Source organism: Senegalimassilia faecalis (assembly GCF_004135645.1).
Lineage (GTDB): Bacteria > Actinomycetota > Coriobacteriia > Coriobacteriales > Eggerthellaceae > Senegalimassilia > Senegalimassilia faecalis.
Map to the genome: position 1 here is coordinate 296957 of NZ_SDPW01000001.1, position 26519 is coordinate 323475.

The following is a 26519-nucleotide window of genomic DNA, read 5'->3' on the forward strand; positions in this document are numbered from 1 at the left end:
ACGCGGCAACGGTTTCGCCGATAACGCCCGGCGCGGCAGCACCGCCATCTACCCGCGCGCAGCGCTTTCCACGCCGATGCCCTTCGCCTTTTCTCCCGCGAACTGCGCGGTGCGGCGCACCAGGTACGCAACGCCCATCGCGCGAAGCGCATGCACGGACTGGGCCGCCAGATGCTTTGCATACGGCAGCGGCGAAATGTTCGGCACGGGAAGGCCGCGCTGCTCGAAGTAGAAGCGCTTCTTCGCCGGAGATAGCTTGCCGCAATGAAGCACGTGCTGCTCGGGGATCATGTCGAACATGCGCTTCGTCATGCGGCGCACCACAGGGTTGTCCCAACCGTCGTCGATGATGGCGCCGTCAAGGTAGTTGAACGCGCGCACCGTATGCGCAAGCCAGATGCCCTCGTCGCGAACGCCCATGTCGTGCATCTCGCTTGTCATGTCCATCCAGCGCACGAACGGCAGCGCGATCTTCTCTTCCGTGGCGTGATGCAACGTAGAGCCGGGCAGGTCGGTGCGATAGCAGTAGAACATCTTGTCCAGATACGCGATCTTGCGGGCACGGCAAAGCGTCTGCACCAAAAACGGGTTGTCCGCCCAGCCGGCGCCAGGATACGGATGGAACCGAATGCCCTGCTCATCCAAGAAAGCGCGGCGGTACAGCGCCGACCAGATGGAAGGATGCCCCTCAAGCAGAATGGGCGCGTCGGCAAGCACGAACGGCGCCTTCGATGTTGGCAGCGCGCGATACAACCCGCCGGGCTTCGTGTACAACGTGCTGGGGTTGTCCCATTCGTGCAGCTCAAGCCAAGGGGTTTTCACCACATCGATAGCGCCGCCAAGCGCATCGACAAGCGCAAGCATATCCTTGAACATGTCCAGCCGCAGATAGTCGTCGGGTTCCACGATGGCGATATATTCGCCGCACGCCATGTCCAGACCCCGATTGCACGTAGCCCCGTAGCCTTCGTTTTGCTTGTCGATGCACACGATGCGCTCATCGGCGTCGGCGTGACGGTGCATGATGGCGCTCGAGCCGTCCTTTGAGCCGTCGTTGAGGCAGATGATTTCGATATCGCGAAACGTTTGCCCCGAAACGCTGTCCAGGCACTCGTCAAGGAATTTCTCCACGTTACAGATAGGGATGATTACCGAGATTCTTGGAGAACGCGTCATGTCGATCACCTTCCCATCATCTTCGCCAAACGCGGGCCGTCGACGCCAAGGTAATGCAACGCAAGCGTCTTGCGATAGCGCGAGCGAACCATGCGCTCGAAGCGCGGGTGGCTGCTTGCAAGCCACGAGTAAAACGCCTTTGCGCGCCGCATGCCGCGCGCGCGATCTTCATCGTAGATAAGCGCGATGTTGAAGTGCGTGTGCAGCGCCAGCCGCACGCGATTGTCCAGGTACTGCGCAATGGGCCCCTGAAAACGACCTTGGTCGGCGAACGCAAGGATATCGCGCACCATAGCCGCGTGGTCCTCGTAGCGCTTGGCGTAGCTTGCGAAAGCCACGGACTGCTCCGCGTTGCCCAACAGGTACTGGTACACTTCCACCGGCGCGAACTGCACCGTAGCGGCATAACACGTTGCCATGACCACATACTGCAGGTCAACGTAGAAAATGCCTTCGTGCAGACGGATGTTGTTGAGCCGCAGAAGCTCGGTTTTCACGGAAAGCGTGTGGATGGTCAAAAACGCTTCGCACGCGCCGTCGCCGCATACGCTAAGGAAGTCGACGACGCCGGGCAGGCGAAAACCCGCCGGAAGATGGCAGTGCGTGCGCGCGTGGGTGGTCATGTCCACTTCGACCTTCTCGTCGACGAACAGGTCGGCGTCCGACGCTTTGAGCAGCTCCACAACACGTACCAAGCCATCGGTGTCAACCCAGTCGTCGCCGTCGACCACGCGAAAATACCGCCCCTGCGCATGGTCGATGCCCGCGTTCACGGCAGAACCGTGGCCGCCGTTTTCCTTCGAGACCAGGCGAAACAGCTGCGGCATGCGCTCGACGTAGCCCTGCGCGATGCGCGCCGTCTCGTCAGTGGACCCGTCATCGACCACGATGACCTCCACGTCGTCAGCCAAGCGCTCATCGGCAAGCGAATCGAGCCCGCGGCGCAGGTATCGCTCGACGTTATAGCAAGGCATGGCTATGGTGAGAACCTTTCCCACAGCTAACCCCTTCCCTTTCCCGTAACCACGTTGTAAATCGCGAATTCCGCCCGCACAAGCGCAGGCACATAGCGAAGCTGCCACGCGACAAGGCGCTTCGATGCCGGCAGGGGCGAAGCGGCAAGCCGCGGATAGTCGCTGACGAAGCGCTGGCGAAGCATGCACAGCGCATCTTGGCCCGCTTGTCCGCTCAGCGCATCGTCGGTAATGCCGAAGCGCGCATATTTCACCAGCATGGAGAAAGCGCCCTTGGCCTGGCGATCGAGCGCAAGCTTTACCAAGCGCTCATCGCCGGCGGCGCGCGCGTAGCCGACCATCAGCTCGTCCGCCTCCAGGATTTGCATGGCGCGCTGCGACAAACCGCCCAAAGAGATGCTGCCCATATTCATAAAGTAATGGTATTCGACCCGGTTGGATTCGGCGGCGCGGCTTGCCAGGGGCAGCACGCGCATGTTGAACACGCGGTCCTCGCACGTCAGACCCACGGGAAACGGCTCGGGGCCAAGCGACTTGACCAGCCGGGCATCGTACAAGCGCGACCACACGGCGTATTCTTCCTGCTCAAGCATTTCGACCGCCGCGCCCACGCCGTCAAGCACGCGCACGACCTCTTCGCGCGGCTGGACAAAAGGCCCTTCGTTCGTGCATATTTCGCGCACGATATGCGCTACCTGGCTTTGGGTGGAAAGCGCCGCTCGGTGCAGCGTTTCAAGCATTGTCGGCTCGAACCAGTCGTCGGCGTCCAAAAACGCCAAGAACCGCCCGCGCGCCAAGGCTATACCGTGATTGCGCGCCGCCGAAAGCCCCTGAGAACGTTCGTGGTGCACAACGCGATAGGCAGGTTTTTGCGCAAGGCGCTCGTCAAGCCATGCGGCAGACCCGTCATCGGAGCCGTCGTTAACGACGATGACTTCAAACGAACGGAAGGTTTGCTGCTCGATGGAGCGCAAACAACGCTGCAAAAACGGCAGCGCGTTGCGCGTCGGCACAATGACGCTGATCTCAACCTCACCCATGCGGCCCCTTCCCGGCGGATTCTTTCTGCAAAACGGTTCGTATTGTACCCGATGGACCGTACAGCCCCACCAACCTTGCTATACTTCCAAACCATGGATACGAAACTCAAACAACACCGTCGCCGCATCGCCGTGGTCACCATGGGCGTGAAGCTTGGCGACGAGACGCGCGGCTACACGCGCTTTAGGTTCTTGTCGGAGCTGCTGGTTTCGCAGGGCTTCGACGTCGATCTGATCACCAGCTCGTTCCAGCACTGGGAAAAGGCGCAGCGCGACACGACGAAGGCGTGCTACCAGGGCCTTCCCTACAACATCGTGTTCATCGACGAGCCGGGCTACACGCGCAACCTTGACCTGCAGCGCATCCACAGCCACCACATCGCGTCGAAGAACATGCGCGAGCATTTCGAGCGCACGCGCGGGCGCTACAGCCTTATCTATGCGGAAATCCCGCCGAACGATGTGGCGCGCACGTGCGCGGAATGCGCCCATGAGCAGGGCATTCCGTTCGTGGCCGATATCAACGACCTGTGGCCGGAGGCCATGCGCATGGTGGTGGACGTGCCCGTGCTCAGCGACATCGCGTTCTACCCGTTCGCCCGCGACGCGCGCCGCGTCTACCAGCTGCTTTCCGGCGCCGTCGGCACGTCCGACGAGTACGCCGCGCGCCCGGCGCGCGACCGCACGGCGCCCTACCCCAAGGTCACGGTATATGTGGGCAACAACCTTGAAGCCTTCGACGAAGGCGCGCGCGAGCACCTTGGCGACGTGGTGAAGCCCGAAGGCGAACTGTGGGCCATCTACGCGGGCACGCTTGGTGCCAGCTACGACGTGGCCACGCTCATCCGCGCGGCGGCCTTGCTTGAGAAGCGGCGCTGCACCCACGCGGCCGCCCGCGCCGCCGACGGGAACGCCAACAAGCATCGGCCGTTCCCGCCCGTGAAGGTGAAGATCTTGGGCGACGGGCCCGACCGCGAGAAGCTTGAAGCCTTAGCGCGCGAGGAAAACGCGCCCGTGGAGTTTTTGGGCTACCAGGACTACGCCAGCATGGCCGCGTGGCTGCGCGCAAGCGACATCACGGTGAACTCGCTGGTGAAAAGCGCGGCGCAAAGCATCGTCACGAAAATCGGCGACTACTTAGCCGCCGGCAAGCCCATGATCAACACCGGCTCGTCGCCGGAATTTCGCGCGAAGGTGACCGCCGACGGCTTCGGACTCAACGTCGAGGCCGAAAGCCCCGAGGCGCTGGCGAACACGCTTGAGGAGCTGGCGCGCAACGCATCGCTGCGCAAGATCATGGGAGCACGCGGACGCGCCGTGGCCGAGCGCGAGTTCGACCAGCGCACGTCGTACCTGGCTATCGTGAATTTGCTGCGCAATTTGCTATAAACGAAAGCGCTTGCGTCATCATCGTTGCAAGCATTTCCCCGCCCGGCCGCCACACGGCGGCTTGCGGCGTTTATATAGAAAAGGAGAAGGCATGTCCGAACAGATTCGCATCCCTTTTTCACCGCCCGATATCACCGAGGCGGAAATCGCCGAGGTTGCCGATGCGCTGCGCAGCGGCTGGATTACCACCGGCCCGAAAACGAAGCAGCTTGAGCGCGAACTGGCCGATTTTTTGGGCACCGAACGCGTGGCGTGCCTGGGTTCTGCCACCGCGGCGCTTGAGTGCGCCCTGCGCGCGCTGGGCATCGGGCCAGGCGACGAGGTTATCACGAGCGCCTACACCTATACCGCCAGCTGCTCGCCCATCTGCCACATAGGCGCCACGCCTGTGCTGTGCGATGTGGCGGCCGGCAGCTATGAGATGGACTATTCCCAGCTCGAACGCCTCGTCACGCCGCGCACGAAAGCAATCATCCCCGTGGATTTGGGCGGCGTCATGTGCGATTACGACGCGCTGCTCACCGCCATCGATGCGTTCGGCGGCGCCTGGTCGCCGGCCAATGCGCGCCAGGAGGCCATCGGCCGCATCGCCGTGGTGTCGGACTCGGCCCACGCGCTGGGCAGCGTGCGCCACGGCAAGCGCGCCGGGCAGGTGGCCGACCTGTCCACGTTCAGCTTCCACGCCGTGAAGAACTTCACCACGGCCGAAGGCGGCGCCGTCACGTGGCGCGCGGGGCTGTTCGATGCCGAAGAGCTGTACCACGAGTTCATGCTCATGTCGCTGCACGGCCAATCGAAAGACGCGCTGGCGAAAACGAAGGCCGGCGCCTGGGAGTACGACGTGGCCTTCCCCGGCTGGAAGTGCAACATGACCGACCTGCAAGCGGGGCTGGGCTTGGCGCAGATGCGCCGCTACCCCGGCATGCTGGCGCGCCGCCGCGCCATGATCGCGCGCTACCAGGACAACCTTGCCGACATGGACCTGTCCATCATGCAGCACTACCGCGCTGCCGACGGCTCCGACGCCAGCCGCGCCGACGATGCCGCCGCGCGCGCCGATGCGACGCAGGAGTCGTCGAGCGGGCACTTGATGCTGGTGCGCTTGAACGGACGCGGGCAGGCATTCCGCAACCGCGTCATCGAGCACATGGCCGAGGCGGGCGTGGCCACGAACGTGCACTATCAGCCGCTGCCGCTGCTGACGGCGTACAAGAACTTGGGCTTTGACATCGCCGATTTCCCGAACGTGTACGCGCAGTTCGAAAACGAGATCACGCTCCCGCTGCACACGAAGCTTACCGACGTGGATATCGACGAGGTGAGCCGCGCGCTGCACGCCGCCTACACGCAAGCCGAAGCGGAGGGCCTGAAGTAATGTACATGCGCTTCGGAAAACGCATCTGCGATATCATCATCGGCCTGGTGGCGCTGCCGTTCGTGCTGCTCATCATCGCCATGCTGGCACCCATCATCAAGCACGAGGACGGCGGTCCGGTGTTCTACAACGCGCCGCGCGTGGGCAAAGACGGCGTGGACTTCAAGATGTACAAGCTGCGCAGCATGCGCGTGAACGCCCCCGACCTGGTCATGGAGGACGGCAGCACGTACAACGGCGCCGACGACCCGCGCATGACGAAGATCGGCGCGTTCATGCGCAAGACCAGCCTTGACGAGATGCCGCAGTTTCTAAACGTGCTCAAAGGCGACATGTCCGTAGTGGGCCCGCGCCCCGACCTGCGCCGCGAAACGGAGTTATACGAAGGCGAAGAGGGCCTGAAGCTTTCCGTGAAACCCGGCATCACCGGCTACGCCGCCGTGTACGGCCGCAACTCGCTGCCCTGGAAAAAGCGCCTGGCGCTTGACGTGTACTACGTGAAGCACGTGAACTTCCTTTTGGACGCGAAGGTGTTCTTCCGCACGTTCGCCACCGTACTCGGCCAAGAAGGCATCTACGTAGAAGGCGAAGAGTAATAAAGAAAGCCGCCCGATGAGGCGGCTTTCTTTATTACTATCAATGCATGTTGTTTCATCGGCCTGCGGCCGATGAAACCCTAATACACCATGCCCATGGCTTCGCGGACTTGAGCGAGCGTTTCGTTGGCAATCTCGTTCGCTTGGCGATTACCTTCGTGCAGCACGTCCTTCACGTAGTCCATATCCTTGAGCAGCTCGCAGCGGCGCTCGCGGATGGGGGCCAAAAACTCGTTCACGCTTTCGGTAACGTACTTCTTCAGCGTACCCGAGCCGCCGTTGCCAATCTCTTCGGCAATTTCCACCTCGCCGCGACCGGTGCACAGCGACGCCGTGGTGATAAGCGCCGACACGCCGGGGCGGTTGTCGGGATCGAACGTGATGAAGCGCTCGGAGTCGGTCTGCGACTTCTTGATGAGCTTCGCCGTTTCCTCGGCCGTGGCCGATAGGCTGATGGCGTTGCCGTAGCTCTTCGACATCTTGCGGCCGTCAAGGCCAGGGATAAGCACGGCGTCGGTAAGCAGGCCGTCGGGCTCGGGGAACACGCGACCGTAGCGCTCGTTGAAGCGGCGCGCGATCTGGCGCGTTTGCTCGATGTGCGGCAGCTGGTCTTTGCCCACCGGCACGATGTTGCCCTTGCAGAACAGGATGTCGCACGCCTGGTGCACGGGATACGTCAGCAGCAGGCCCGTGAGCGCATGGCCCGACGCCTCCTGCTCGGACTTCACCGTGGGGTTGCGCTCAAGCTCGGCTTCGGTGCACAGCGAGAGGAACGGCAGCATAAGCTGGTTCAAGGCCGGCACATGGGAGTGCGTGAAGATGATGGTCTTTTCCGGGTCGATGCCGCAGGCCAGGTAATCGATGACCATGTTGTACACGTTGTCCTGGATGTTGGCCGTGGTGTCGCGGTCGGTGATGACCTGGTAGTCGGCGATGACGATACGCGTGGTGATGCCAAGGTTCTGCAGCGCGACGCGCTCGCGGATGGTGCCGAAGTAATGGCCAAGGTGCAGCCTGCCCGTGGGACGGTCGCCCGTCAACATGCAGTACTTGCCCGGGTTCACAGCCAAGTCAGCGCGGATTTCGTCGCTGCGCTTCTTGCTGGTTTCAAAGCTATCGCCGCTCATAATGCCTCACAATCATATGTTGGCGGATTTCAGTCGTTCGACTAGTATAACCGTTTCCCCGCCGCCCGCGCCCAACCGCCAGCGCAAAACGGCGAAGAAGGGCACGCGGGCGCTAGGCAAACACGCTACCTGGGGCACATCGGCCGATAGGACTTTCCCGTCCGAACCTTATTTCGCCAACCGAAGCAGGCCGCGCAGGTGCTGCCGGTGCACTCGCAGCTAACGCCGGATTGCCCGACCAGCTTCCACCCTGCGCCCCATTCGCAAGAAAGGTTGACGAAGGTGCCGTGTGGACAGCGGCCAGTTCTCGGCAATCGTGGCACAATAAGGTGCAGCAGGGCCACAGGCGCCCGCAAAGACGAGAACTTAAGGAGCAACCCATGGCAGATCCGCGAACCGAAGCGTTCGCCCAAACGGCGAAGACCATCATCAACCAGCTAGAACGCCACGGCATGGAAGGTTATTTCTGCGAGACGTCGGCCGACGCCGTGGAACTGGTGCGCAAGCTGGTGCCCGAGGGCGCGTCTGTTGCATGGGGCGGCACGGCCACGTTCGCGCAAACGGGTGTGAAGGCCATGCTGGAAGCCGGCAACTACCGCATGATCGACCGCTCCGTGGCGAAAACGCCCGAAGAGGCGGAGCAGATCTACCAGCAGCATTTCGCCAGCGACTGCTTCTTCATGAGCACGAACGCCATCACGCGCAAGGGCGAGCTGGTGAACATCGACGGCAACTCCAACCGCCTGGCGTGCCTGCTGTACGGCCCGCGCGAGGTGTACGTGCTGGCAGGCATGAACAAGGTGGTGGAAGACGTTGACGCCGGCATCAAGCGCATCCACACCATGGCCTGCCCGCCGAACGCCGCACGTCTGCACACCGGCACGCCATGCGAGCGCACGGGCGTATGCGGCAACTGCCACGAGGACGGCTGCATGTGCTGCAACATCGTGGTAACGCGCCACAACCGCCACACCGGCCGGATTAAAGTGATCCTCATCGCCGAGGATCTGGGGTACTAGCAAAGCAGCATTGATTGAAGCGCACCGCACAAGAAGCTAGCATCACGCTTCGCTTGAGGGGTGAGCACGGATTTGCAAAACTGCACCCGGTTTATCTTGACCCTGTTCCCATGAACGTGTTTGGCCTATATCCAATGTGCTCTAAGCATGAAAAAGGCCAGGGGGAATCCCCCTGGCCTGGTGTTTTGGTGGGCCCGCCCGGATTCGAACCGAGAACCAAAGGATTATGAGTCCCCTGCTCCACCGTTGAGCTACAGGCCCGTAGCATGTTCGCGCAAAAGCTTGCAGGCGTGCACGCACGCGAAAAAACGCAAACTCAAAAACGCGGCGCACTGCAAACGTCCGGCACCGCACACAGCGCCTTCGCCAACTGGAACACTATTGAAAGAAAAAGGCCGGAATCACTTGATCCCGGCCTTGTCATTCGTGGTGGTCGCTACAGGATTTGAACCTGTGACCCCCGCCGTGTGAAGGCGATGCTCTCCCGCTGAGCCAAGCGACCGAATTGCGTACTCCGTAGCGCGCTCAATATATATTAGAGGAACCCACCCTACCGCGCAACCCCCAATTTTAACTTTTTTGAAAAAGTTTGGTTGCGACCATATGCCTGAATGCCTACAATCGTAGCGGGGTTTGTGCGCGACCATTCATGACGCGGCGCAAAACCCTCCAGCCTCTCATAGAAAGAAGACGCATGAAGCACATGGTAGGACGTTGGTGCCTGCTGGCCATCGGCATCGTGGTGATGGCGGCAGGAATCGTGATCGTGACGAAATCGGCAACCGGCAACACCCCCATCTCATCGACGGGGTACGTGCTGAGCGTGGCCTTCCCCAGCGTTTCCTACGGCGTGTTCATGTTCTTCTGGAATATCGCCCTGCTGCTAGGGCAAGTGGTCATCCTGCGCCGGCACTTCAAGGCACTTGCGCTGCTGCAGATTCCCATCTCCGTACTGTTCAGCTTAAGCATCGACGCGTTCAACGGCGTGCTTTCTTGGCTTGTCCCCGTGAACTACGCGCTATCGCTGATCACGCTGGCCGTGGGCATCGTGACGCTGGCGCTAGGCGTGTCGTGCACCGTGGTGGCCAACGTGACCATGAACTGCGGCGAAGCGCTGGTTGCCGCCATCACCAGCAAAACCGGCTGGAACTTCGGCCACACGAAGGTGGGCTTCGACATCAGCTGCGTCATCATCGCCTGCGTCGTGTCGTTTTCCACCATGGGCACGCTGGTGGGCGTGCGCGAAGGCACGGTGGCCGCGGCCGTCATCACCGGCTTCGTGGTGAACTTCTTCGTGCGCATCATGGGCGGCGCCCGCCCCGCTATCGGTGCCGAGCACGAACAAACCGCCGCGTAGCCAACGCCGAAAACGACCGCCGTTCACGCATGAGCATAGGCAGCGTCAAAAGGCTGGGTTCCTTCACGTGCTAAGCACTTGAAGGAACCCAGCCTTTTGACGCGATTTGCACCTAGTTTATTGCGTTGCAGAAAAACCACAGGGCCCGTCCGAAAGCTGCGAGATGCATTCGGACGGGCCCTTTTCATGCCCTTATGAGCTGCTGTGCAAAGCTTGCTGTGCGCTACTTCACGTGGCGCACCAGGTAGCACTTGTGGATGCGCGGATTGCGCTCGAAGTCGTGCGGGATGGTTTGGGCCGTGATGTCCTCAAGTTCCACGCCGTACTTCTCCAGCTGCTCGAAGTCGGGCTTGAACGAGCGCAGGTTGCAGCTGAACACCGCGATGCCGCCCTTCGTCAAAAGGCGCGACACGCCCACCAGAAGCTCCACGTGGTCGCGCTGCACGTCCCATGTGCGCTTGCCCATGGCCTTCGAGTTGCTGAACGTGGGCGGGTCAACGAAGATGAGGTCGAAGCGACGCGGGTTGCGGCGGCACTGCGTGATCCAGTTCATCACGTCGCCGCGCTCGAACATGTGCTCGGGGCCGGAAAAGCCGTTCTGCTCCATATTGCGCTGCGCCCACTCAAGGTAAGTTTGCGACAGGTCCACCGTGACGGTTTCCACCGCCCCGCCGGCCGCCGCCTGCACCGTGGCCGAACCCGTGTAGGCGAACAGGTTGAGGAAGCGCTTGCCATCGGCCATGGAACGCACCATGGCGCGCGTGTCGCGGTGATCCAAGAACAGCCCCGTGTCCAGGTAGCCTGCCAGGTCCACTTCAAGCAGGCAGCCCGCCTCATCGACGTGCGTGACGTAGTTGCGCTTGCCCGCGCCCTGGTATTGCCCGCCGCCCTTGTCGCGGCAACGCACTTTCGAGAACACGTGGTCGGGGCGCACGCCAAGCACCACCGGCGCCACCGTCAGGATGTCGTCGAAGCGGCGGCGCGCCCTGTCCTCGTCGATGGAACGCGGCGGCGCGTATTCGGCAATGTGCAGGTACGTGTTGCCCTCGGCCTGGCCGGCACCCGTATAGATGTCGATAGCAGCCGCGTAATCGGGCAGGTCGGCGTCGTACACACGATAGCACGTGACACCTTCGCGTCGCGCCCACTTGCGACGCTCTTTTGCCACCTTGCGCAGGCGATCGGCGAACTGCTGCGACGTTTCCTCGAACACCTCGACGGTGTGCTCGGCGCCGCCAGCGCTGTCGGGGATGACGGCCGTGGCCATTTCGGCAGGCGCGCGCATGAACAGCTGCGCCGACACCTCCACGCGCCCGCGGCCGAAGCGCAGCGTGTCGGCCGCATCGACGCCGAAGCGGCCCTGCACGCCCTGGCCGCCCACCACCACATACATGCTGCCCGCCGGGGCCGCCTGCGCGGCCTTCACGAACGCGGCAGCCTCCGCCTGGGCTCGCGCCTCGGACTGGATGCGGTCGCCCGCCGGCATGTTGCTGGCAACCAAGCACGGGCGCTGCGCGTCCTCGGCCGCCGTTTTACCTGCGGAAAGGCGCTCGGCCACGCCACAAGCGCGCCTGGTCATGTCCGCCACCACGTGCGCGTCGCCGGCTTCGATGCTGACCACCTGGCGCAATCCCGCGCGCTTAGCGCGCGTGCGGGCGCGCGCGATGGCCGGGCTTGACGTGCAAGCGCCCACGAAGCGCACGCGCTCCAGGTCGGGACGGTCGGACGCCGAAGTGCTGGCCGTGCCGGCGCCGCCCACCGCCTCCAGGCCTTCCTCGAAACGCTCGTCGGCCTCGTCGAGCAAGCGCTCCCACGCATCCTCGTCAAACGCCGCCCAGCCTTCAAAGCCCCAGCGACTGCGCGCCAAGCCCGGCGCCATGTCGCAGGCCATGCCGGCAGCTTCCACCACCAGCGAGCCGTCGCCGCACGCCGGGTCCACCAACGCCGCCGTCTTGCACGACTCGCCCCACTGCGCCATGGCAAGCGCGCCGGCGGACAGCGCGCACTCAAGCGGCGCGTCCTGACCCGCATCGGGCTCCAAGTAAGCGCGCGCGTACAGCGATTCACCCGACAGGTCCAACGAGATAGTGGCGCGGTTTTCGCGCACGCGCACGTCGATGTTGGCATCGGGATCGGCGCTGTCCACGTTCGGGCGCGCCCCCGTGCGCTCGCGCAGCGCGTCGCAGATGCCGTCTTTGACCTTCAACTCCGTGAAGTGGGTGTTGCGCAGCTCGTCGTTCATGCCGTGCGCGTGCACGGCGATACTGGCGCCCGGAGCGATGACCTCATGCCACGGGATACGGCGGATGCCCTCGTACAGCAGGTTGGCATCGCCGGCGTTCACGCGCCGCACCACCAGCGTGATGCGCGAGGCCAAACGCGACCACAGGCACACGCGCTGCGCCACCGCAGCCGTGCCGTAAAACGACACGCCGCCGTGCAGCGGGCGGATGCGGCGGGCGCGCAGGTGCTTAAGCTCGGCAGCCAAAAACTGCTCGAAGCCCGCCAGGCAGCTGGCAAACAGCTCGTATTCAACTCGTTCATTCGTACTTGTCATTTCGAAGTCTTTCTTGAGGCGTCGAATATTCGGGCGTGCGGCCCTCAACCGAAAAGAAACGCGAGCCGTAAGCGACCCGCGTTTCCATTTAATCTTCCAGGTAATCCTTCAGCTTCGAGCTGCGGGAAGGATGGCGCAGCTTCGCAAGCGTTTTGCTTTCGATCTGGCGAATGCGCTCGCGCGTGACGCCGAACTCGCGCCCGACCTCTTCAAGCGTGCGCGGGTGGCCGTCTTCCAGGCCGAAGCGCAGGCTGATGACCTTGCGTTCGCGCTCGGCCAGGCCGTCAAGCACCTTCGACAGCTGCTCTTGCAACATGCTGAAGCTGGCGGCGTCGGGGGGCACAACGGCGGCGTCGTCCTCGATGAAGTCACCGAGCTGGGAATCCTCTTCCTCGCCGATAGGCGTTTCCAGCGAAACCGGCTCTTGGCTGATCTTCTGGATTTCGCGCACGCGCTCGGCGGGCAGGCCCATCTCCTTGCCGATTTCCTCGGGCGTTGGTTCGCGACCAAGCTCCTGCAGCAGCTGGCGCTGGATGCGCACGAGCTTGTTGATGGTTTCCACCATATGCACCGGGATGCGGATGGTGCGCGCCTGGTCGGCGATGGCGCGCGTGATGGCCTGGCGAATCCACCACGTGGCGTACGTGGAGAACTTGAAGCCCTTCGTGTAGTCGAACTTCTCGACGGCGCGGATCAGGCCCAGGTTGCCTTCCTGGATAAGGTCCAAAAACAGCATGCCGCGGCCAACGTAGCGCTTGGCGATGGATACGACCAGACGCAGGTTCGCCTCGATAAGCTGCTGCTTGGCGTCAAGGCCCACCTGCTCAACGCGGCCCAGGCGGCGCTTTTCGCGGCGATCGAGCTCGCGGCCTTCCTCTTCCGCCTTGTCAAGCTCGGCCGTAGCGGCAACGCCGGCCTCGATCTTCATGGCCAGGTCGATTTCCTCGGCGGCGGTAAGCAGCGGAACCTTGCCGATTTCCTTCAGGTACATGCGCACCGGGTCGCCCGTAAGCATGGTGACGTTGGCGGCTTCGTTGCGCTTGCGAACCGAGCTGCGCGTCTTTTTCGCGCGCACCTTCGGCAGCGACACGTCGGAAGCAGCTTTGAGCTCTTCCTCGGGAATGCCTTCGAGCAGGTCCTCTTCCTCGCCGTCCTCGTTGATGTTCGATTCGGGCTTGTCGTCAGAGGCAACCTCGGTGCTGCTCATATCGGGCTCGACGTCGTCCGCGTCAAGCACGTCCTCGTCCTCCAGCACTTCTTCCTCAACAACCGGCGCGGCCTTTGCGGCAGCTTTTGCGGTTTTTTTCGCTTTGGAAGCAGTTGCTTGGTTCTTCGAAGCTTGAGCCACGTGTTCTTCCTTTCGACAGGATAAATAGCGCCCTTTTACGTTCCGCAAAAAGGGCGCAAAGATGCATCAAATTAAGATAGCATAATTTCCCCGTTTGATAAAGAGACGAACAGGGAGAAGTTCATGCGAACCCGAAGTTTCGGCGTCAGCGCAGCAGGCGAAAGCCTCGCGCGAACACCGCTTGCCACGGCAACGAACGCAACGCCGCAAGCACGAAACGCCCGCCCTGGAAAGCCACGGCGCCAAGCGGCGAGCGTAACGCCGTAAGCACGAGATGTCAGCCCAGGAAAGCCACGGCGCCAAGCAGCGCCGCCAGCGCGAGACGTCGCTGCCGGCAATGCGCCGCGCCCGCAGGCCGCCGCACGCTTACAGCAAGTCGTCGGGGTCCACGTCCACCGCCACGTTCACCCATTTGTCGGGCTTGCGACGCCTGAAGTACGGCAGCAACACGCGCGAGATGTCGGCGTCGGCGGGGCACTTCACCACCACGTGCCAGCGATACGTGTTGCGCAGCTTCGCCAGCACGCACGGCGTAGCGGGCAGCACAGCCCAATCCTGCCCGCCGTAGCTGTGCACGGCTTTGTCCAGGTCGCGCTGGATTTCCTTCGCAAGCGCCTGCACGTCGGGCTCGTGGGCGCCCCACACCAGCACGTTGGCCATGCGCACGTAGGGCGGATATCCCAGCAAGCGGCGCTTCGGCAGCTCGTCGCGCAGAAACAGCGCGCGGTCGTAGCACGCCGCCGCGCGGATGGGCGCGGCGTCCGACTCGTAGGTTTGCACGAGCACGCGGCCGGGCAGCTCGGCGCGCCCGGCACGGCCGGCCACCTGCTCGATAAGGTCGAACGTGCGCTCGTGCGCGCGGTAGTCGGGCAGCTGCAGCTGCGTATCGGCGTTGATGACGCCCACGAGCGTGACGTCGTCGAAGTCAAGGCCCTTCGCGATCATCTGCGTACCCAACAGCACGGCGGCGTCGGCAGCGGCGAACTGCTCGAGCAGGCGCTGGTGCGCGCCTTTGCCGCTGGTGGTGTCGGCGTCCATGCGGATGATGGGCACGTCCGGCCCCACGCCCTCCATGCCGTCGAGCACCACGCGCAGCTCGTCTTCCACGCGCTGCGTCCCCGCACCGAACTTCTTAAGGTAGGGGCTTTTGCACTTCGGGCACACCGACGGCGTGGCCTGGCGGAACCCGCAATGGTGGCAGATAAGGAAGTTGCCGCGCTCGTGGTAGGTCAGCGACGTTTCGCAGTGCGGGCACTTCGGCACGAACCCGCATTCGCGGCACAGCAGAAACTTCGCGAACCCGCGCTGGTTGAGCAGCAGCACCGCTTTGCGCCCGGCCGAAAGCTCTTCCTGCAGCCCGCGCGCAAGCGCCGCCGAGAACATGGAGCGCGACCCTTCGGCGAACTCGCGCGCCATGTCCACCACGCGCACCTCGGGCATGGGGCGGCCGTTGGCGCGCTCGGGCAAAAGCACCTGCTCCCACAGCGGGTTTTTCGCGCACTGGTACAGCGACTCGATGGAAGGCGTGGCGCTGCCGAGCACCACGGCCGCCCCGCTGCGACGGGCCATCCACACCGCCACGTCGCGCGCATGGTAGCGCGGCGCGCTGTCTTGCTTGTAGCTGCCCTCGTGCTCCTCGTCGATGACGATGAGCCCGATGTTGGCAAGCGGCGTGAACAGGGCGCTGCGTGCGCCCACCACCACGCGGGCCGCGCCCGAGTGGATGAAATCCCACTGGTCGAAGCGCTCGCCGGCCGACATGCGCGAATGCATGACGGCCACCGTGTCGCCGAAGCGTCCGCGGAAGCGCCCCACCGTCTGCGGCGTCAGCGAAATCTCAGGCACCAAAACGCACGCGGTGCGCCCCTGCGCCAGCACGCGCTCGATAGCCTGCAGGTACACCTCGGTTTTGCCCGAGCCCGTGACGCCGTCCATCAGCACCACGCGCCCGCAGCCGGCATCGCACGCGCGCTCGATAGCGGAAAGCGCCGCAGCCTGGCCTGCCGTAAGCGCGGGCTTGGCCGAAGGGACGTGCTGCCGGTTGCAATCGGTCACCGACCCTGAAGCCGCGCCCTGCACGCCGCGCATGCGGCGGCGGCGCACCACGCGCACCACGTCTTTGGCCTCAAGCGCCTTGAGTACCGACGACACCGCTCCGAACTGGGCCGCCAGCTCGGCCACGCGCAGCTCGCCGCCGCGCAGCGCCTCGACCACCTGCGCCTGCTTCACCGCGTTCTTGCGCGGCGAAAACGCGGCCAGCGCCGGCCCCGGCACCACCCAGCGATCGTCCACCTCGCCCACGATGGGCTGTTCAAGCCGCCAGCGACCATCACGGCCGCGCACCATGCGCGCCACACCGCCGGGCGGCGTGAACAGGCGCACGCACGCGGAAAGCGGCGCGATGTAGCGCTCGGAAAGCCACTGCGCGCACGCGGCGCCTTCCTCGTCGAAATACGGTCGGCTGACGGCGCGCACGATGGCCTTGAGCTTCGCCGGGTCCACCTCAGCCGGCCAATCAGGCCCGCCCGGCTGGCCGTATTCGCGAATGTCCACCACGAACCCGATGGCCCGCCGGTGACCGAACGGCACCAGCACCGCCGCGCCAACGGCCACGGCGTAGTCGCGCTGCGCATCGGCGCCCTCTTCGTCGCCCGCTCCTTCGCATGCGGCGGCGAACAGCCCCTCTTCGGGAACCGCGTAGGTATAAGGCGCGTCAAGCGCCTGCGTAGGTATGTCCAAGATGACGTGAGCTAGTTTCATAGCAAATCAGTATACCAGCGAATGCGCGGGTTTCGCTCGAAAAGCGAACAAATGAACGCTTTTGCATGCCCTCTCTTTCCGGCGCGGAACGGAACAGACGGCAAAACCAGCGCCATGCCCAGCCAGCCCACCGCCCCGCAAGCACACCGTACAGTCACCGCACAGTCACCGCAAGCAAAAAAGGCGCCACAGGCACAAGCCCACAGCGCCGTTACATCCACGCTCGAAAAACTTCCACTACCCCCAGCACGAGTCGAGCACGCGCGCAAGCTCTTTTTGGCGCTGGGCTTCGTCAACGTTGAAGAACACGCCTACGGCATGGCTGACCGACCCGTCGCTGCGGCGGTTCGCGTTGCCAACGGAGCGGAACCACACGTACCCGTTTCCGCGCACATGTGCGCGATACGTGGCGTCGAAGTGGAAGTCGTGGCGAAGGTCGGTCAGCCAGCTGAACAGCTTGCACTTGAATTCTTCCAAGTCATCGGGGTAGACGATGTCCAGAAACGAATGGCCGTTGAACCGCTTGACGTCATCGGTTCCGTAGCCAAAATGCTTATAAAAAAGCCTGCTGGCGTACGTGACGGTCAGGTTGTCGTCGAGCAATCCCTCGACGACGCCGACCGCATAGTTCGCTTCCAGCAGGCTTTGCACGTGTTGCTTGATCAGGGCATCCAATGCGTCGTAGTCATTGACAACCTTAGTATCGTTGTCAACGGTCAGCTGAACGGCGCGCTTGGCATTACCCATCCGGGCCCTCTTCTCTCACGCAGAGTATGTTAGCCCTCTTGTTATGCCAGATTGCACGCCTTTTTCAAAGCTTCGGCCTTGTCGGTGGCCTCCCAAGTGAACTCGGGAAGCTCGCGACCGAAGTGACCGTAGGCGGCCGTCTTGCGGTAAATGGGGCGACGCAGGTTCAGCTCGTCGATGATGGCGCCGGGGCGCAAGTCGAACACTTCGGAGACGGCGCGTTCGATGTCGGCCACGGGCACGGACTCGGTGCCGAACGTGTCCACCATGATGGACACAGGCTGAGCCATGCCGATGGCGTAGGCAACCTGCACCTCGCAGCGGTGCGCCAAGCCGGCGGCCACCACGTTTTTCGCCACCCAGCGCGCCGCGTAGGCAGCCGAGCGGTCCACCTTCGTGCAGTCCTTGCCGGAAAATGCGCCGCCGCCGTGACGGCCCATGCCGCCGTAGGTGTCGACGATGATCTTTCGGCCGGTCAGGCCGCAGTCGCCCATGGGGCCGCCGATGACGAAGCGGCCGGTGGGGTTGATGTGGATGCCGGCGTCAGGCGCCAGCTCCACGCCCTCGCGCTCGAGAACGGGTCGGATGACGTTCGCTTCGATCTCGGCGCGCAGCTGTTCGGTGGAGATGTCCTCGGAATGCTGCGTGGACACGACCACCTTCTCCACGTTGACGGGCTTGTCGTCCACATAGCGCACGGACACCTGCGTTTTGCCGTCGGGGCGCAGGTAGGGCATGGTGCCGTTCTTGCGCACCTTGGCCAGCTGCTCGGACATGCGTTGTGCCAGGTAGATGGGCATGGGCATGAGCGTGGACGTCTCGTCGCACGCGTAGCCGAACATCATGCCCTGGTCGCCCGCGCCGACCTTCTCGTAGGGGTCGTCGCCGGCCTGGCCGTGCTGGGCCTCGTAGGACTCGTCGACGCCCTGGGCGATGTCGGGGCTTTGGTCGTGGATGGCATTGAGCACGCCGCACGTGTCGCAGTCGAAGCCGTACTTCGCGCGGTCGTAGCCGATCTCGCGCAGCACCTCGCGCGAAAGCGCGGGAACGTCGACGTATGCCTGCGTGCGGATCTCGCCGGCCACGATGATCATGCCCGTGGTGGCCATGGTCTCGCAGGCACAGCGCACCTGCGTGGGGTCTGCCGGCTGGCCCGACGGGGACACGTAGCCCTGCTTGGCAAGCTCGGTTTCCTTCTCCAGGATGGCGTCGAGCACGGCATCGGAGATCTGGTCGCACACCTTGTCGGGATGACCCTCGGTGACGGATTCGGACGTGAACAGGTAAGAATTGTGCGCGTTGGCCATAGATGTTCCTCCTTCATCGTTGTCGGCCGGACCACCTTGGGGCCGCTTGCCCCAGGTTGGTGTCGGGATCAGCGAGCCAACCCTCTCCCCCGACTCTTGATAAACGGATATGCTCGGGCGACCGCGCAAAGGCCGCCCGCGTTTATGCTAGCTGCGAATACTACCACACAGGCAGCATTTGTCACGCCGCCGCGGCCACGCGCGTGGAATCACCATATCTAGGTACGCGCGAAAAGTGCGGAAGGCCCGCCCGGCGCAAACCGGACGGGCCTTCCAAAGGGAAATCCACGCGCAGCAAGTTTAGAGGGGGGGTTGCTGCGGGGACGAATCGGCTTACAGCAAGCCGAAGAAGTTGTTCACCGTCACCGACGCAAGCCACATCGTGCAGCGATACGCGGTGGCGCCAGCCAAGCAGCACACCGCCGCCGCTGCGGCCAGCGAAAGCACCTGCTCAGGCGTTTTCGCCGCCAGCGCGCCCAGCGCCGCAGGAGCCGCGCCGCCAACGATAACGGCCAAGCCCCACACCAAAAGCGCCTGGTCGGCACCGGCACCAGAAACAACGCCGTACGCGGCCGCCGTCAGCGCGGCCACCACGCCGCCGGCCACCAGCAGCTTCGCGAACAGACTGGTGTCGGGCTCTTTGCGCCAGGCCGCCAAGGCCAGGTACAGCGCCACGCCAAGCGGCATGGCCGTGCCCGCATAGCCCAGCGGCAGAAGCGGCGTGTTCCACGCCAGCTGCGACGACATCATGTACGATTCGCCGGCCATGAACGAAAGCAGCACGCCGAACACGGCGCCCAGCACCGCAAACGCCTTGCGTGCACCAGCAGAGGCCTCGCGTACCAGCAGCACGAAGTACACGATGGCGCACACGGCCATAAGCCCGGTCAGCGCTGCCTCCACGAAAATGCCGCTGGTGGGGTGACTGAGCGCCCCCATGATGTGCTCGGGATGCGACAGGTGCGTCACCGACGCGATGCCGCCCGCGCACGCCACCACAGCCGCCACCACGACGGCAAGCTTGTTCGTAGCGCGCGTCTTGCCGGCGAACTCATCGATGGCCACGCATGCCAGCATCCAGCCGCCCGCGCCCGTCAGCACGGTGAACAGGACCAACGACCACTGGATTTCCATCCTACTCACCATCTTTCTGCATATAGCGGCCCGATCCGGCCAAATCCTTCGATTCCTGCCACTGCGCATAGCGCTCGGACAAGATGTAGTGCGTCGCAGGCTTGTTGCCCACGTCGGTCAGCGTGTGAACGGCCGACTTCTCGGCAGCGGCAAGCGCTTTGGACGCATCCGAGGTCGGGTCATCCAGATCGCCGTAGAAGCGCGCCCCACCCGGGCAGTTGTGCACGCACGCCGGCAGGTCACCCTGCGCGGTCAGATGTCCGCACAGCGTGCATTTCTCCACAACGCGCTCTTCTTTGTTCCACGAGCGCACGCCGTAGGGGCAGGCCATCATGCAATACTTGCAGCCGATGCACTTCGCCTTGTCCACCAGCACCACGTTCGTGTCGGGATCGCGGTAGCTTGCGCCCGTCGGGCACACATGCACGCACGGGGCGTTTTCGCATTGCTGGCAGTGCACGGGAAGGAAGTACTGCTGGATGTGCGGGAAGTCGCCGAACGGCCCCACCGTCATCACCTTGTTGTAATACGACCCCAGCGCGATGCCGTTCTCCATTTTGCAGGCAATCTCGCAGCTGAAGCACCCGGAGCATCGGTCCAGGTCAACCACTATAGCGTTACGCATGTCTGAATCACCTCCGTGGGTTCGCTGTACTGCGGCATCCAGGGCTCGAAGTCCTCAGGCTCCGTCCAGGCGCCTTCCGGACCGCTTTCGGCCGGGGCGATTGCCACCTGGTAAGCGCGCAGCGTGTACGTGCCGTTGACGTCGGACAGACGCCCCGTCGACTTCGACAGGCGGTTAACGGTGACCGAGCACCACGATTGGTCGCGCTTGCCTTCCTGGTCCAAGAACTCGGGAAGCCAGAAGCGCTCCATGTACACCTCGCCGGGGCGCACGCCCTTCGTCACGCGCACCTTGCCGCGAATCTCGGCGCGGCGCGAGCGAATCCAGGCCCACTGCCCGTCTTTCACGCCGTACTTCTCGGCGTCGTCGGGATACACCCACACCTCGGGGACGGGGTAGATCTCGCGCAGGTAGGGAACGTTGCGCAGCGTGCCGTGGTGGTACATCGGTAAACGGCCGTTGCTCATCACCAGCGGGTATTCCGTGTCCGTCAGCGGGCTTTCCTCGGGCTCCTCGTAGTACGGAAGCGGGTCGTAACCGTACTTGACCAACGAGTTTGCCGCGTTCGGGTTCTCGACGGGGTTATCAACGAACACCTCGGGGTGCATAGCCCACGGGCTTGCCGACAGGCCAAGCGTGATGTAGCCCTCCGAGTACGGCTCGCACTTGCCCGATGCCGTGCCGAAACCGGTAAGGTAGCCGCAGGCATCGGTTTGCTTGTAGTAGTAATAGGTATGCCAGTCTTCCCAGCTGCAGAACTCGTACGGCGCCTTGTCGCAGAACTCGTCCCACGTCATGCCAAGCCCGGCCACGTGCGCGTTGCGCTCATCGGTGTCGGTCAGCGGCATGGGGATGCCACCGGCGGCGGCCACCATGCCCTTCGTGTCGTAGATGGCCTCGCGGCAGTCCTCGTCGCCAAGCTCCATCATGCGCTTGGTCAGGTCGGACCAAATCATGGCCTCGTTGCGCGTCTCGAACAGGTGCGTGCACTCCTGGCGCGCGAACACCTTGTTCAGAATCTGGATGGGCTGGTTCGACTCAAGCCATTCCAGGATGGGAAGCACGTAGTCGGCCGCCTCGATGGTGAAGCTGGTGGGATACATGTACATGTGCACGATCAGGTCAAGCTGCGGCAGCAGGTTGTAGCAGCGCTCCGTTTCGGCAAGGTTCTGCAGCTTGTTGCCCGAACGCTCCAGCCAGATGCGCGGCTTGTACGGCTTGCCAGTTTCGATGGCGTCCCACACGTACGGGATGACCGACATGGCCCACTGGCCGATGCCGCGATGCTCGGAAAAGCCAAGGCGGTTACGCTCCATGTCGGCGCTGACCAGGCCGTACATGCCGCCAAGTTCATCGGCCATTGCAGGCTTGGGGAAACGCTGCAAAAGCGCACCGGGCTTTTCCACGTCGCCGTTCAGCAGCGAAAGCAGCGCATAGCCCGCCGAAGCCTGGCCGGACTGCGGGTTCTGGTCGGTGGCAACGCCGCCGACGATGCCCGCCGTCTTCGCCTCGCAGAAGATGTCGATGGCCGCCTCGATGTCGGCCGCATCGCACCACGTCACCTCGGCCGTCTTCTCAAGCGTCCACTCGCGCGAACGCTCGTAGGTAAGCTGGAACGCCGTCTTGTAGCCGCTGACGCCGTCGATGGTATAGCCCTCGTCGTTGAACAGCTCAGCTTCCGTTTCCTCGTCGAAGAAGCGGTTGAGCTCCTCTTCGGACTTCGGATACGGCACGGCAACGGGGCCGCCGGTTTTCTTATCCCAGATGACGAAGTACGGGATGCCGCAATAGCCAAGCGCCGGGTTGTCGTTGCTCTTCGCCGTGGCATGACCCGTCAGCGTATCGGTTGCCGTGGCGGCCATCTGCGCGTCGTTTTCCTCTTTCGACACCAAGCCCAGGTCAACGGCGCGAACCGGAATGCCCGTCTTCGGGTCCACCAGGTACGGCAGGTTCGTCCACTTCAGGCAGAAGTCGGCATCGTAGCCGCGCTTCTCGATCATGTACTTCACCCAGCACAGCTGCATAGCAACGTCGGAGCCGGCGCGGATGGGCAGCCACACGTCGGCGCGCGCGGCGTCCACGGTGAAGCGCGGGTCCACCACAACCGTCTTGCAGCCCGCAGCGCGGCGGTCGGCCATGACGCGCCCACCGCCCGGAGGCGTGTCGGCCGCCGGCTGCGCCGCCCAGATGACCACGGCGTCGATGTCGACCTCGGGGTTGTACATCTCGAAGCAGTTCGAGTCGGCCATAGAGCAGTTGCCCGTCATGAAATCTCCGCCGTACATAAGCTTGTACGACACCATGCGCGGCAGGTAGCACTGCGCGCAGCCCGGCTCGAACGTGTTGGGCGACTGGATGGCCGCCGCGAAACGGTTCACGCTCCAGAACTGCGGGTTTCCGCCGCCGCCCGTGGACATGAAGATAGACTCGGGGCCGTATTGCTTCTTGGACTCCCACAGCTTCTGCGCGATCTCGTCGATGGCCTGCTCCCACGTGATGCGCTCCCACTCGTTGCCGCCGCGCTCGCCCACGCGACGCATGGGGTACTTGTTGCGGTTGGGGTTGTACAGCGCCTGGATGCCCGACAGGCCCTTCGCGCACAGGCCGCCATGCGTCGTGCCGTCCTCGGTATTGCCCTCAAGCTTCACCACGCGCCCGTTTTCCACGGTGGCGATGACGGCGCAGCGCGCCACGCAGGCGCGGCACAGCGTCTTCACCTTGCGGGTGCCGCTGCTGGTCACCTTCGCTTCGGCAGCCACCAGGTTGCCCACGTCGATGGTTGCGCCGAGCGCCGCGCCGCTGGCCACAAGGGCCGAGACCTTCGCGAAGCTGCGACGCGTCATTGTCGCTTGTCCCATGAAACCTCCTCCTTTGTTTCTTCTTGGGTTAGCTCGTCTTATTGAAAGACCGCAAGGAAAGCAGCGCCTTCCTTCGTGGTCGTCCAACCGTCCTCCCAGACCAGGCCGGCGCATTGCTCCAGGCGGTCCGTGAAATAGCTGGGGTAGATGGCCGCGGCCGACACGTGGCGCGACCGGGGCGCCGCGGCGCAGATAGCGGCAAGTTCATCGTCTATCTGGCGTTTCGTGCGCTTGGTACCGTTGCAAAACACCAGCAGTCGGCGAAAGCCCTCGGCGTTTTCCGGTTCGTCGGCAAACAGGCGCGCTAAGCGGGCAGACGGACGCAAGCGTTCAAGCACCTTGCCGCCCTTGTCGGTTAGCGTATACGTGGCGCGCGCCATGTCCACGCGCTCCTCTTCGATGTCGGGGTCGTATTCGGGCTCGGGCAGCTGCTCGGCAAGCAGGCCTTCGCGCACCAGCGCGTCTATCAGCGTGCCCATAGACTGGAACATGGTTGCAGCCTGGGGTTTTGCCGCCATGCGGCCCTCAAGGTCGAAGCGGCTGATAGGGTCGGCGCCTTCGCCGCCGGCCGCCGCAAGCGCTTCCAGGTACAGCTCGCGCTTGCCCGGCTCTCGGCGGATAAGCACCACCGCTTGCTCGAGTTCATCGGGCGCGCTCGTTGCTTCTTCGCCTTTCAGCTGCTCGCTCATCACGCCACCTCCTGCTCTGCCGCCGCATCGTCATCCGCGTAGCAGCGCTGCTCCAGGCAAACCCACGCCGCCGTGCACTCGCACAGCCCGCGGTAAAACGGCGTGCGCGCAAGCTGCGCGGCAGCCTGGCAAAACCGCGGAACCCAGTTCGCGATGTGATTCTCGAAAAACGCCCGCACCTGCTCCTGCGCGGCATCGGCCGCTTGCGCATCGCCGGCCCGGCAAGCCGCGGCCTCGGCGTCAAGCAGGTGGGCCACATACTGGAACTCGAACGAGATGTGGTCCTCGGGCATGTTGTAGTCATCGTCAAGCGCAAGCCCAGCGGCTATAAGCGTGCGGAACATGTTGTCGCGCGCGCCTTGCATCAGCAGGTGCTCCTCGCTGGTGTACACGCTTTCAAACGGGCTGACCGGGTCATCGGTCGTCGACCCTGCCCCCAAAAACACGCGAGCGTAATCGCAACGCGACTGCGTCAGCGTGTCGGGGTTTTGCGCAAGCACGTACTTCGCCATCTTGTTCGACCCGCGCGCAAACGCCCGCTCGTCGGCATCGAAATCGTCGGACAGCGGCAGCACCGCCTGTCCGCGCAAACGCTCAAGCAACTCTTCGTCGAGCTCTCGATAGAACAGTCGGCTCAAATACCGCCAAAAGCCGGCGCGCTCGGCGCACGCATCGGCGCGCTCATTTTGCAACTGCGTCGTCTCCACGTCTTGCCCCCTTGTGTGGTCTTGCTGGCGAAGCTTTGCCGCTCCGCCCCTCATCAGCGATTCGCATCCTAGAGGACAAGCGTCTGACCTGGACATACCTATCAATTGACTATTTCGCGGTTACCCTAGTCACTAATTAGGTAAACGCCTTACCCACATATTGACCACGTGAAGGGCGCTCTTTTACAATGCGGCGCGAAGGGTCTTTAGGGGGAATCGAATATGCAGCAGACAAACACTTCGGAAACCGCGCCGGCAGCCACGGGCGCCCAGGAGCTTTTGCGGGGCATCAACACGCATCTGCCCGCCGTGTCCTATCTTGGCTTCGCGTTCTGGTTCGCGTGGAACCTGGTCGCGTTCTCGGGATCGGTGTGGAACACGCAGGCCGATTCGGCCATCCTTATCTCGTATCTGTTCATTGCGCACCTTCTGGCGTCGGTGGCAACGCTCATCGCGCTGGGCACGCGCGGGCAGCGCAGCATGCGCGCGATCGTCTCGCACCGCTTCCTGGCCGCCGGTGCGGCCATCGGATCGGCGGGGACGCTGCTGATGATCTTGGTCGGCGGCGGCTATATCGACAGCCTCGCCACGTTCATCGTCGGCGCCGCGCTTGCCGGCTTCGGCACCACGTTCATGCTCGCGCGCAGCGCCACCATCCTCTGCACCACCTCGCCGCGTCGCTCGTTTCTGTCCATCAGCCTGTGCGCGCTGTTCGCCATCGGCGTCTATTCGTTTATCGAGGGGTACTCGTTCGCCATCGGCGTCATCCTGTTCGTGCTGTTGCCCGTCTTCAGCGCGCTGTCGCTGTCGGTGAAGCGCGACTCGCCGCAAGACCTTGCCCTCATCAACACCATCGGCAAGCTTCCGGCGCGCTTCCGCAACCTGCTCATCGCCATCTTCGTGTACTCGCTGTGCCAAGAGGTGTCGAAAAGCTACATCCTCACCGCCCTGCCCGCCTCGCAATCGATGCTGTGCATGCGCTACGTCATGCTGGCGCTCGTGGTGCTGATGCTGGTCTTCATCGCGCTAGACCTGTCCACGCCGCCCGACAAGTCCATCGCCCACATCTTCTATCCGCTGGCGCTGTGCTTCATCGTGCCGCAGCTGGCCGTTTCGGTGCTGCGGGAAACCTCCCCCGTGCTTGCGGCGGCGACGCTTGACTTCGCCGGCTATGGAACGGATCTGTTCATCTGGGCCATTTGCGCCTACCTGGGCTATCAGATGCGCGGCAACTGCGTGAAGGTGATGTGCTTCGGCACCGCCGCGCTGTCGCTGGGCCTGGCCAGCGGGTCGATAGTCGCCATATTCCTGCTGGACGCCAACATCTCAAGCGCGCATTTTTTGGTGGTGAATCTCACGCTTGCCGCACTGTGCATGCTGGTGACGGTCATCGTGTTCCCCGAGAACAAGCTCAACGACCTCATTCAACCCGTTGAAGAGGAGGAAGACGCCGACGACGTGTCCGTGCGCACGCAGAAGGCCCTGTGGAAGCAGGCGTGCGAAGAGGTTGCCGCCGATGGGCAGCTGACAACGCGCGAGGCGGAGGTGCTGCTGATGCTGGCGAAGGGCATGAGCGCCCAGCAAATCGCCGATGCGCTGGTCATATCCATCCACACCGTGCGCGCGCACGTGCGCAACATCCACGCAAAGCTTGAAGTCAGCAACCGCGCGCAAATCATCGAGCTGGTGGAGCAGAAGCGCGATGGCATTTGCACAGGCGCACCAAGGGCATAG

At 63.5% G+C, this 26519-nt stretch carries 21 protein-coding genes, 2 tRNA genes and 1 riboswitch; of the genes, 7 read left to right on the forward strand and 16 right to left on the reverse strand.

From position 1 onward, the window contains the following. Positions 1-48: 48 nt before the first annotated feature. The 3 genes from ET524_RS01295 to ET524_RS01305 are packed head-to-tail and all read right to left on the reverse strand — an operon-like array spanning position 49 to position 3190. Positions 49-1176: a glycosyltransferase family 2 protein gene (locus ET524_RS01295; protein ID WP_129423013.1), complete on the reverse strand. Its 1128-nt coding sequence runs from the start codon at positions 1174-1176 to the stop codon at positions 49-51. A 5-nt stretch (positions 1177-1181) separates the two neighbouring features. Next, positions 1182-2174, reverse strand: a complete 993-nt coding sequence (locus tag ET524_RS01300; RefSeq protein WP_129423014.1) for a glycosyltransferase family 2 protein — start codon at positions 2172-2174, stop codon at positions 1182-1184. 2 nt (positions 2175-2176) lie between these two features. After that, positions 2177-3190: a glycosyltransferase family 2 protein gene (locus ET524_RS01305; RefSeq protein ID WP_129423015.1), complete on the reverse strand. Its 1014-nt coding sequence runs from the start codon at positions 3188-3190 to the stop codon at positions 2177-2179. Between the two features lie 93 nt (positions 3191-3283). Between ET524_RS01305 and ET524_RS01310 the strand changes: the two genes are divergently transcribed. The 3 genes from ET524_RS01310 (at position 3284) to ET524_RS01320 (ending at position 6550) form a co-directional block, all read left to right on the forward strand. Beyond that, entirely contained in the window at positions 3284-4579 is a 1296-nt protein-coding gene (locus tag ET524_RS01310; RefSeq protein WP_201738594.1) for a glycosyltransferase family 4 protein, read from the forward strand. Positions 4580-4670: 91 nt separating this feature from the next. Then, entirely contained in the window at positions 4671-5954 is a 1284-nt protein-coding gene (locus tag ET524_RS01315) for a DegT/DnrJ/EryC1/StrS family aminotransferase (RefSeq protein ID WP_129423016.1), read from the forward strand. Positions 5955-5959: 5 nt separating this feature from the next. Next, a complete protein-coding gene (locus ET524_RS01320; protein ID WP_201738595.1) occupies positions 5960-6550 on the forward strand; it encodes a sugar transferase in 591 nt (196 codons plus the stop codon). 80 nt (positions 6551-6630) lie between these two features. Here the strand turns inward: ET524_RS01320 and trpS are convergent, their stop codons facing one another. Next, positions 6631-7677, reverse strand: coding sequence for a tryptophan--tRNA ligase (gene trpS, locus ET524_RS01325; RefSeq protein WP_408005768.1), 1047 nt, complete (start codon positions 7675-7677; stop codon positions 6631-6633). A gap of 380 nt (positions 7678-8057) precedes the next feature. Here trpS and ET524_RS01330 point away from each other — a divergent pair, with 380 nt between their 5' ends. Beyond that, complete coding sequence (locus tag ET524_RS01330) at positions 8058-8696, forward strand: lactate utilization protein (RefSeq protein WP_129423019.1); 639 nt, start codon at positions 8058-8060, stop codon at positions 8694-8696. Between the two features lie 186 nt (positions 8697-8882). On the opposite strand, the gene ET524_RS01335 is transcribed toward ET524_RS01330, so the two are convergent. Next, positions 8883-8957: transfer RNA gene (locus ET524_RS01335), tRNA-Ile, on the reverse strand. A 5-nt stretch (positions 8958-8962) separates the two neighbouring features. Between ET524_RS01335 and ET524_RS01340 the strand changes: the two genes are divergently transcribed. After that, on the forward strand, positions 8963-9145 hold the full coding sequence (locus ET524_RS01340; protein WP_129423020.1) for a hypothetical protein: 183 nt from the start codon (positions 8963-8965) through the stop codon (positions 9143-9145). Here the strand turns inward: ET524_RS01340 and ET524_RS01345 are convergent. Continuing rightward, a tRNA-Val gene (locus tag ET524_RS01345) sits at positions 9124-9198 on the reverse strand. The genes ET524_RS01340 and ET524_RS01345 overlap by 22 nt on opposite strands. A 192-nt stretch (positions 9199-9390) precedes the next feature. Between ET524_RS01345 and ET524_RS01350 the strand changes: the two genes are divergently transcribed. After that, complete coding sequence (locus ET524_RS01350) at positions 9391-10053, forward strand: YczE/YyaS/YitT family protein (protein WP_129423021.1); 663 nt, start codon at positions 9391-9393, stop codon at positions 10051-10053. Between the two features lie 223 nt (positions 10054-10276). Here ET524_RS01350 and rlmKL read toward each other — a convergent pair whose 3' ends face one another. From rlmKL to ET524_RS01400, 10 genes are all read right to left on the reverse strand, one after another. Further along, complete coding sequence (rlmKL, locus tag ET524_RS01355) at positions 10277-12610, reverse strand: bifunctional 23S rRNA (guanine(2069)-N(7))-methyltransferase RlmK/23S rRNA (guanine(2445)-N(2))-methyltransferase RlmL (RefSeq protein WP_129423022.1); 2334 nt, start codon at positions 12608-12610, stop codon at positions 10277-10279. A gap of 88 nt (positions 12611-12698) precedes the next feature. After that, positions 12699-13958, reverse strand: a complete 1260-nt coding sequence (gene rpoD / locus ET524_RS01360; protein WP_129423023.1) for an RNA polymerase sigma factor RpoD — start codon at positions 13956-13958, stop codon at positions 12699-12701. Between the two features lie 366 nt (positions 13959-14324). Then, complete coding sequence (gene priA, locus ET524_RS01365) at positions 14325-16718, reverse strand: replication restart helicase PriA (RefSeq protein WP_129423024.1); 2394 nt, start codon at positions 16716-16718, stop codon at positions 14325-14327. 237 nt (positions 16719-16955) lie between these two features. Beyond that, a complete protein-coding gene (locus ET524_RS01370; RefSeq protein WP_129423025.1) occupies positions 16956-17465 on the reverse strand; it encodes a PAS domain-containing protein in 510 nt (169 codons plus the stop codon). A 41-nt stretch (positions 17466-17506) separates the two neighbouring features. Then, complete coding sequence (gene metK / locus ET524_RS01375) at positions 17507-18772, reverse strand: methionine adenosyltransferase (RefSeq protein WP_129423026.1); 1266 nt, start codon at positions 18770-18772, stop codon at positions 17507-17509. Positions 18773-18782: 10 nt separating this feature from the next. Further along, a riboswitch (SAM riboswitch) is annotated at positions 18783-18878 on the reverse strand. 227 nt (positions 18879-19105) lie between these two features. Then, a complete protein-coding gene (locus ET524_RS01380; protein WP_161566574.1) occupies positions 19106-19918 on the reverse strand; it encodes a dimethyl sulfoxide reductase anchor subunit family protein in 813 nt (270 codons plus the stop codon). Next, positions 19908-20531, reverse strand: a complete 624-nt coding sequence (locus tag ET524_RS01385; protein WP_129423028.1) for a 4Fe-4S dicluster domain-containing protein — start codon at positions 20529-20531, stop codon at positions 19908-19910. Before ET524_RS01385 ends, ET524_RS01380 begins: the two co-directional genes overlap by 11 nt. Further along, positions 20516-23389, reverse strand: a complete 2874-nt coding sequence (locus ET524_RS01390) for a molybdopterin-containing oxidoreductase family protein (RefSeq protein ID WP_129423029.1) — start codon at positions 23387-23389, stop codon at positions 20516-20518. Before ET524_RS01390 ends, ET524_RS01385 begins: the two co-directional genes overlap by 16 nt. 38 nt (positions 23390-23427) lie before the next feature. Further along, positions 23428-24078, reverse strand: a complete 651-nt coding sequence (locus tag ET524_RS01395) for a hypothetical protein (RefSeq protein WP_129423030.1) — start codon at positions 24076-24078, stop codon at positions 23428-23430. After that, positions 24078-24785 carry a TorD/DmsD family molecular chaperone gene (locus ET524_RS01400; RefSeq protein WP_161566575.1) on the reverse strand — a complete coding sequence of 236 codons (708 nt, stop codon included), beginning with the start codon at positions 24783-24785 and terminating at the stop codon, positions 24078-24080. The genes ET524_RS01395 and ET524_RS01400 overlap by 1 nt, the downstream gene beginning before the upstream one ends. 222 nt (positions 24786-25007) lie before the next feature. Between ET524_RS01400 and ET524_RS01405 the strand changes: the two genes are divergently transcribed. Next, positions 25008-26519, forward strand: a complete 1512-nt coding sequence (locus ET524_RS01405; RefSeq protein WP_129423032.1) for a helix-turn-helix transcriptional regulator — start codon at positions 25008-25010, stop codon at positions 26517-26519.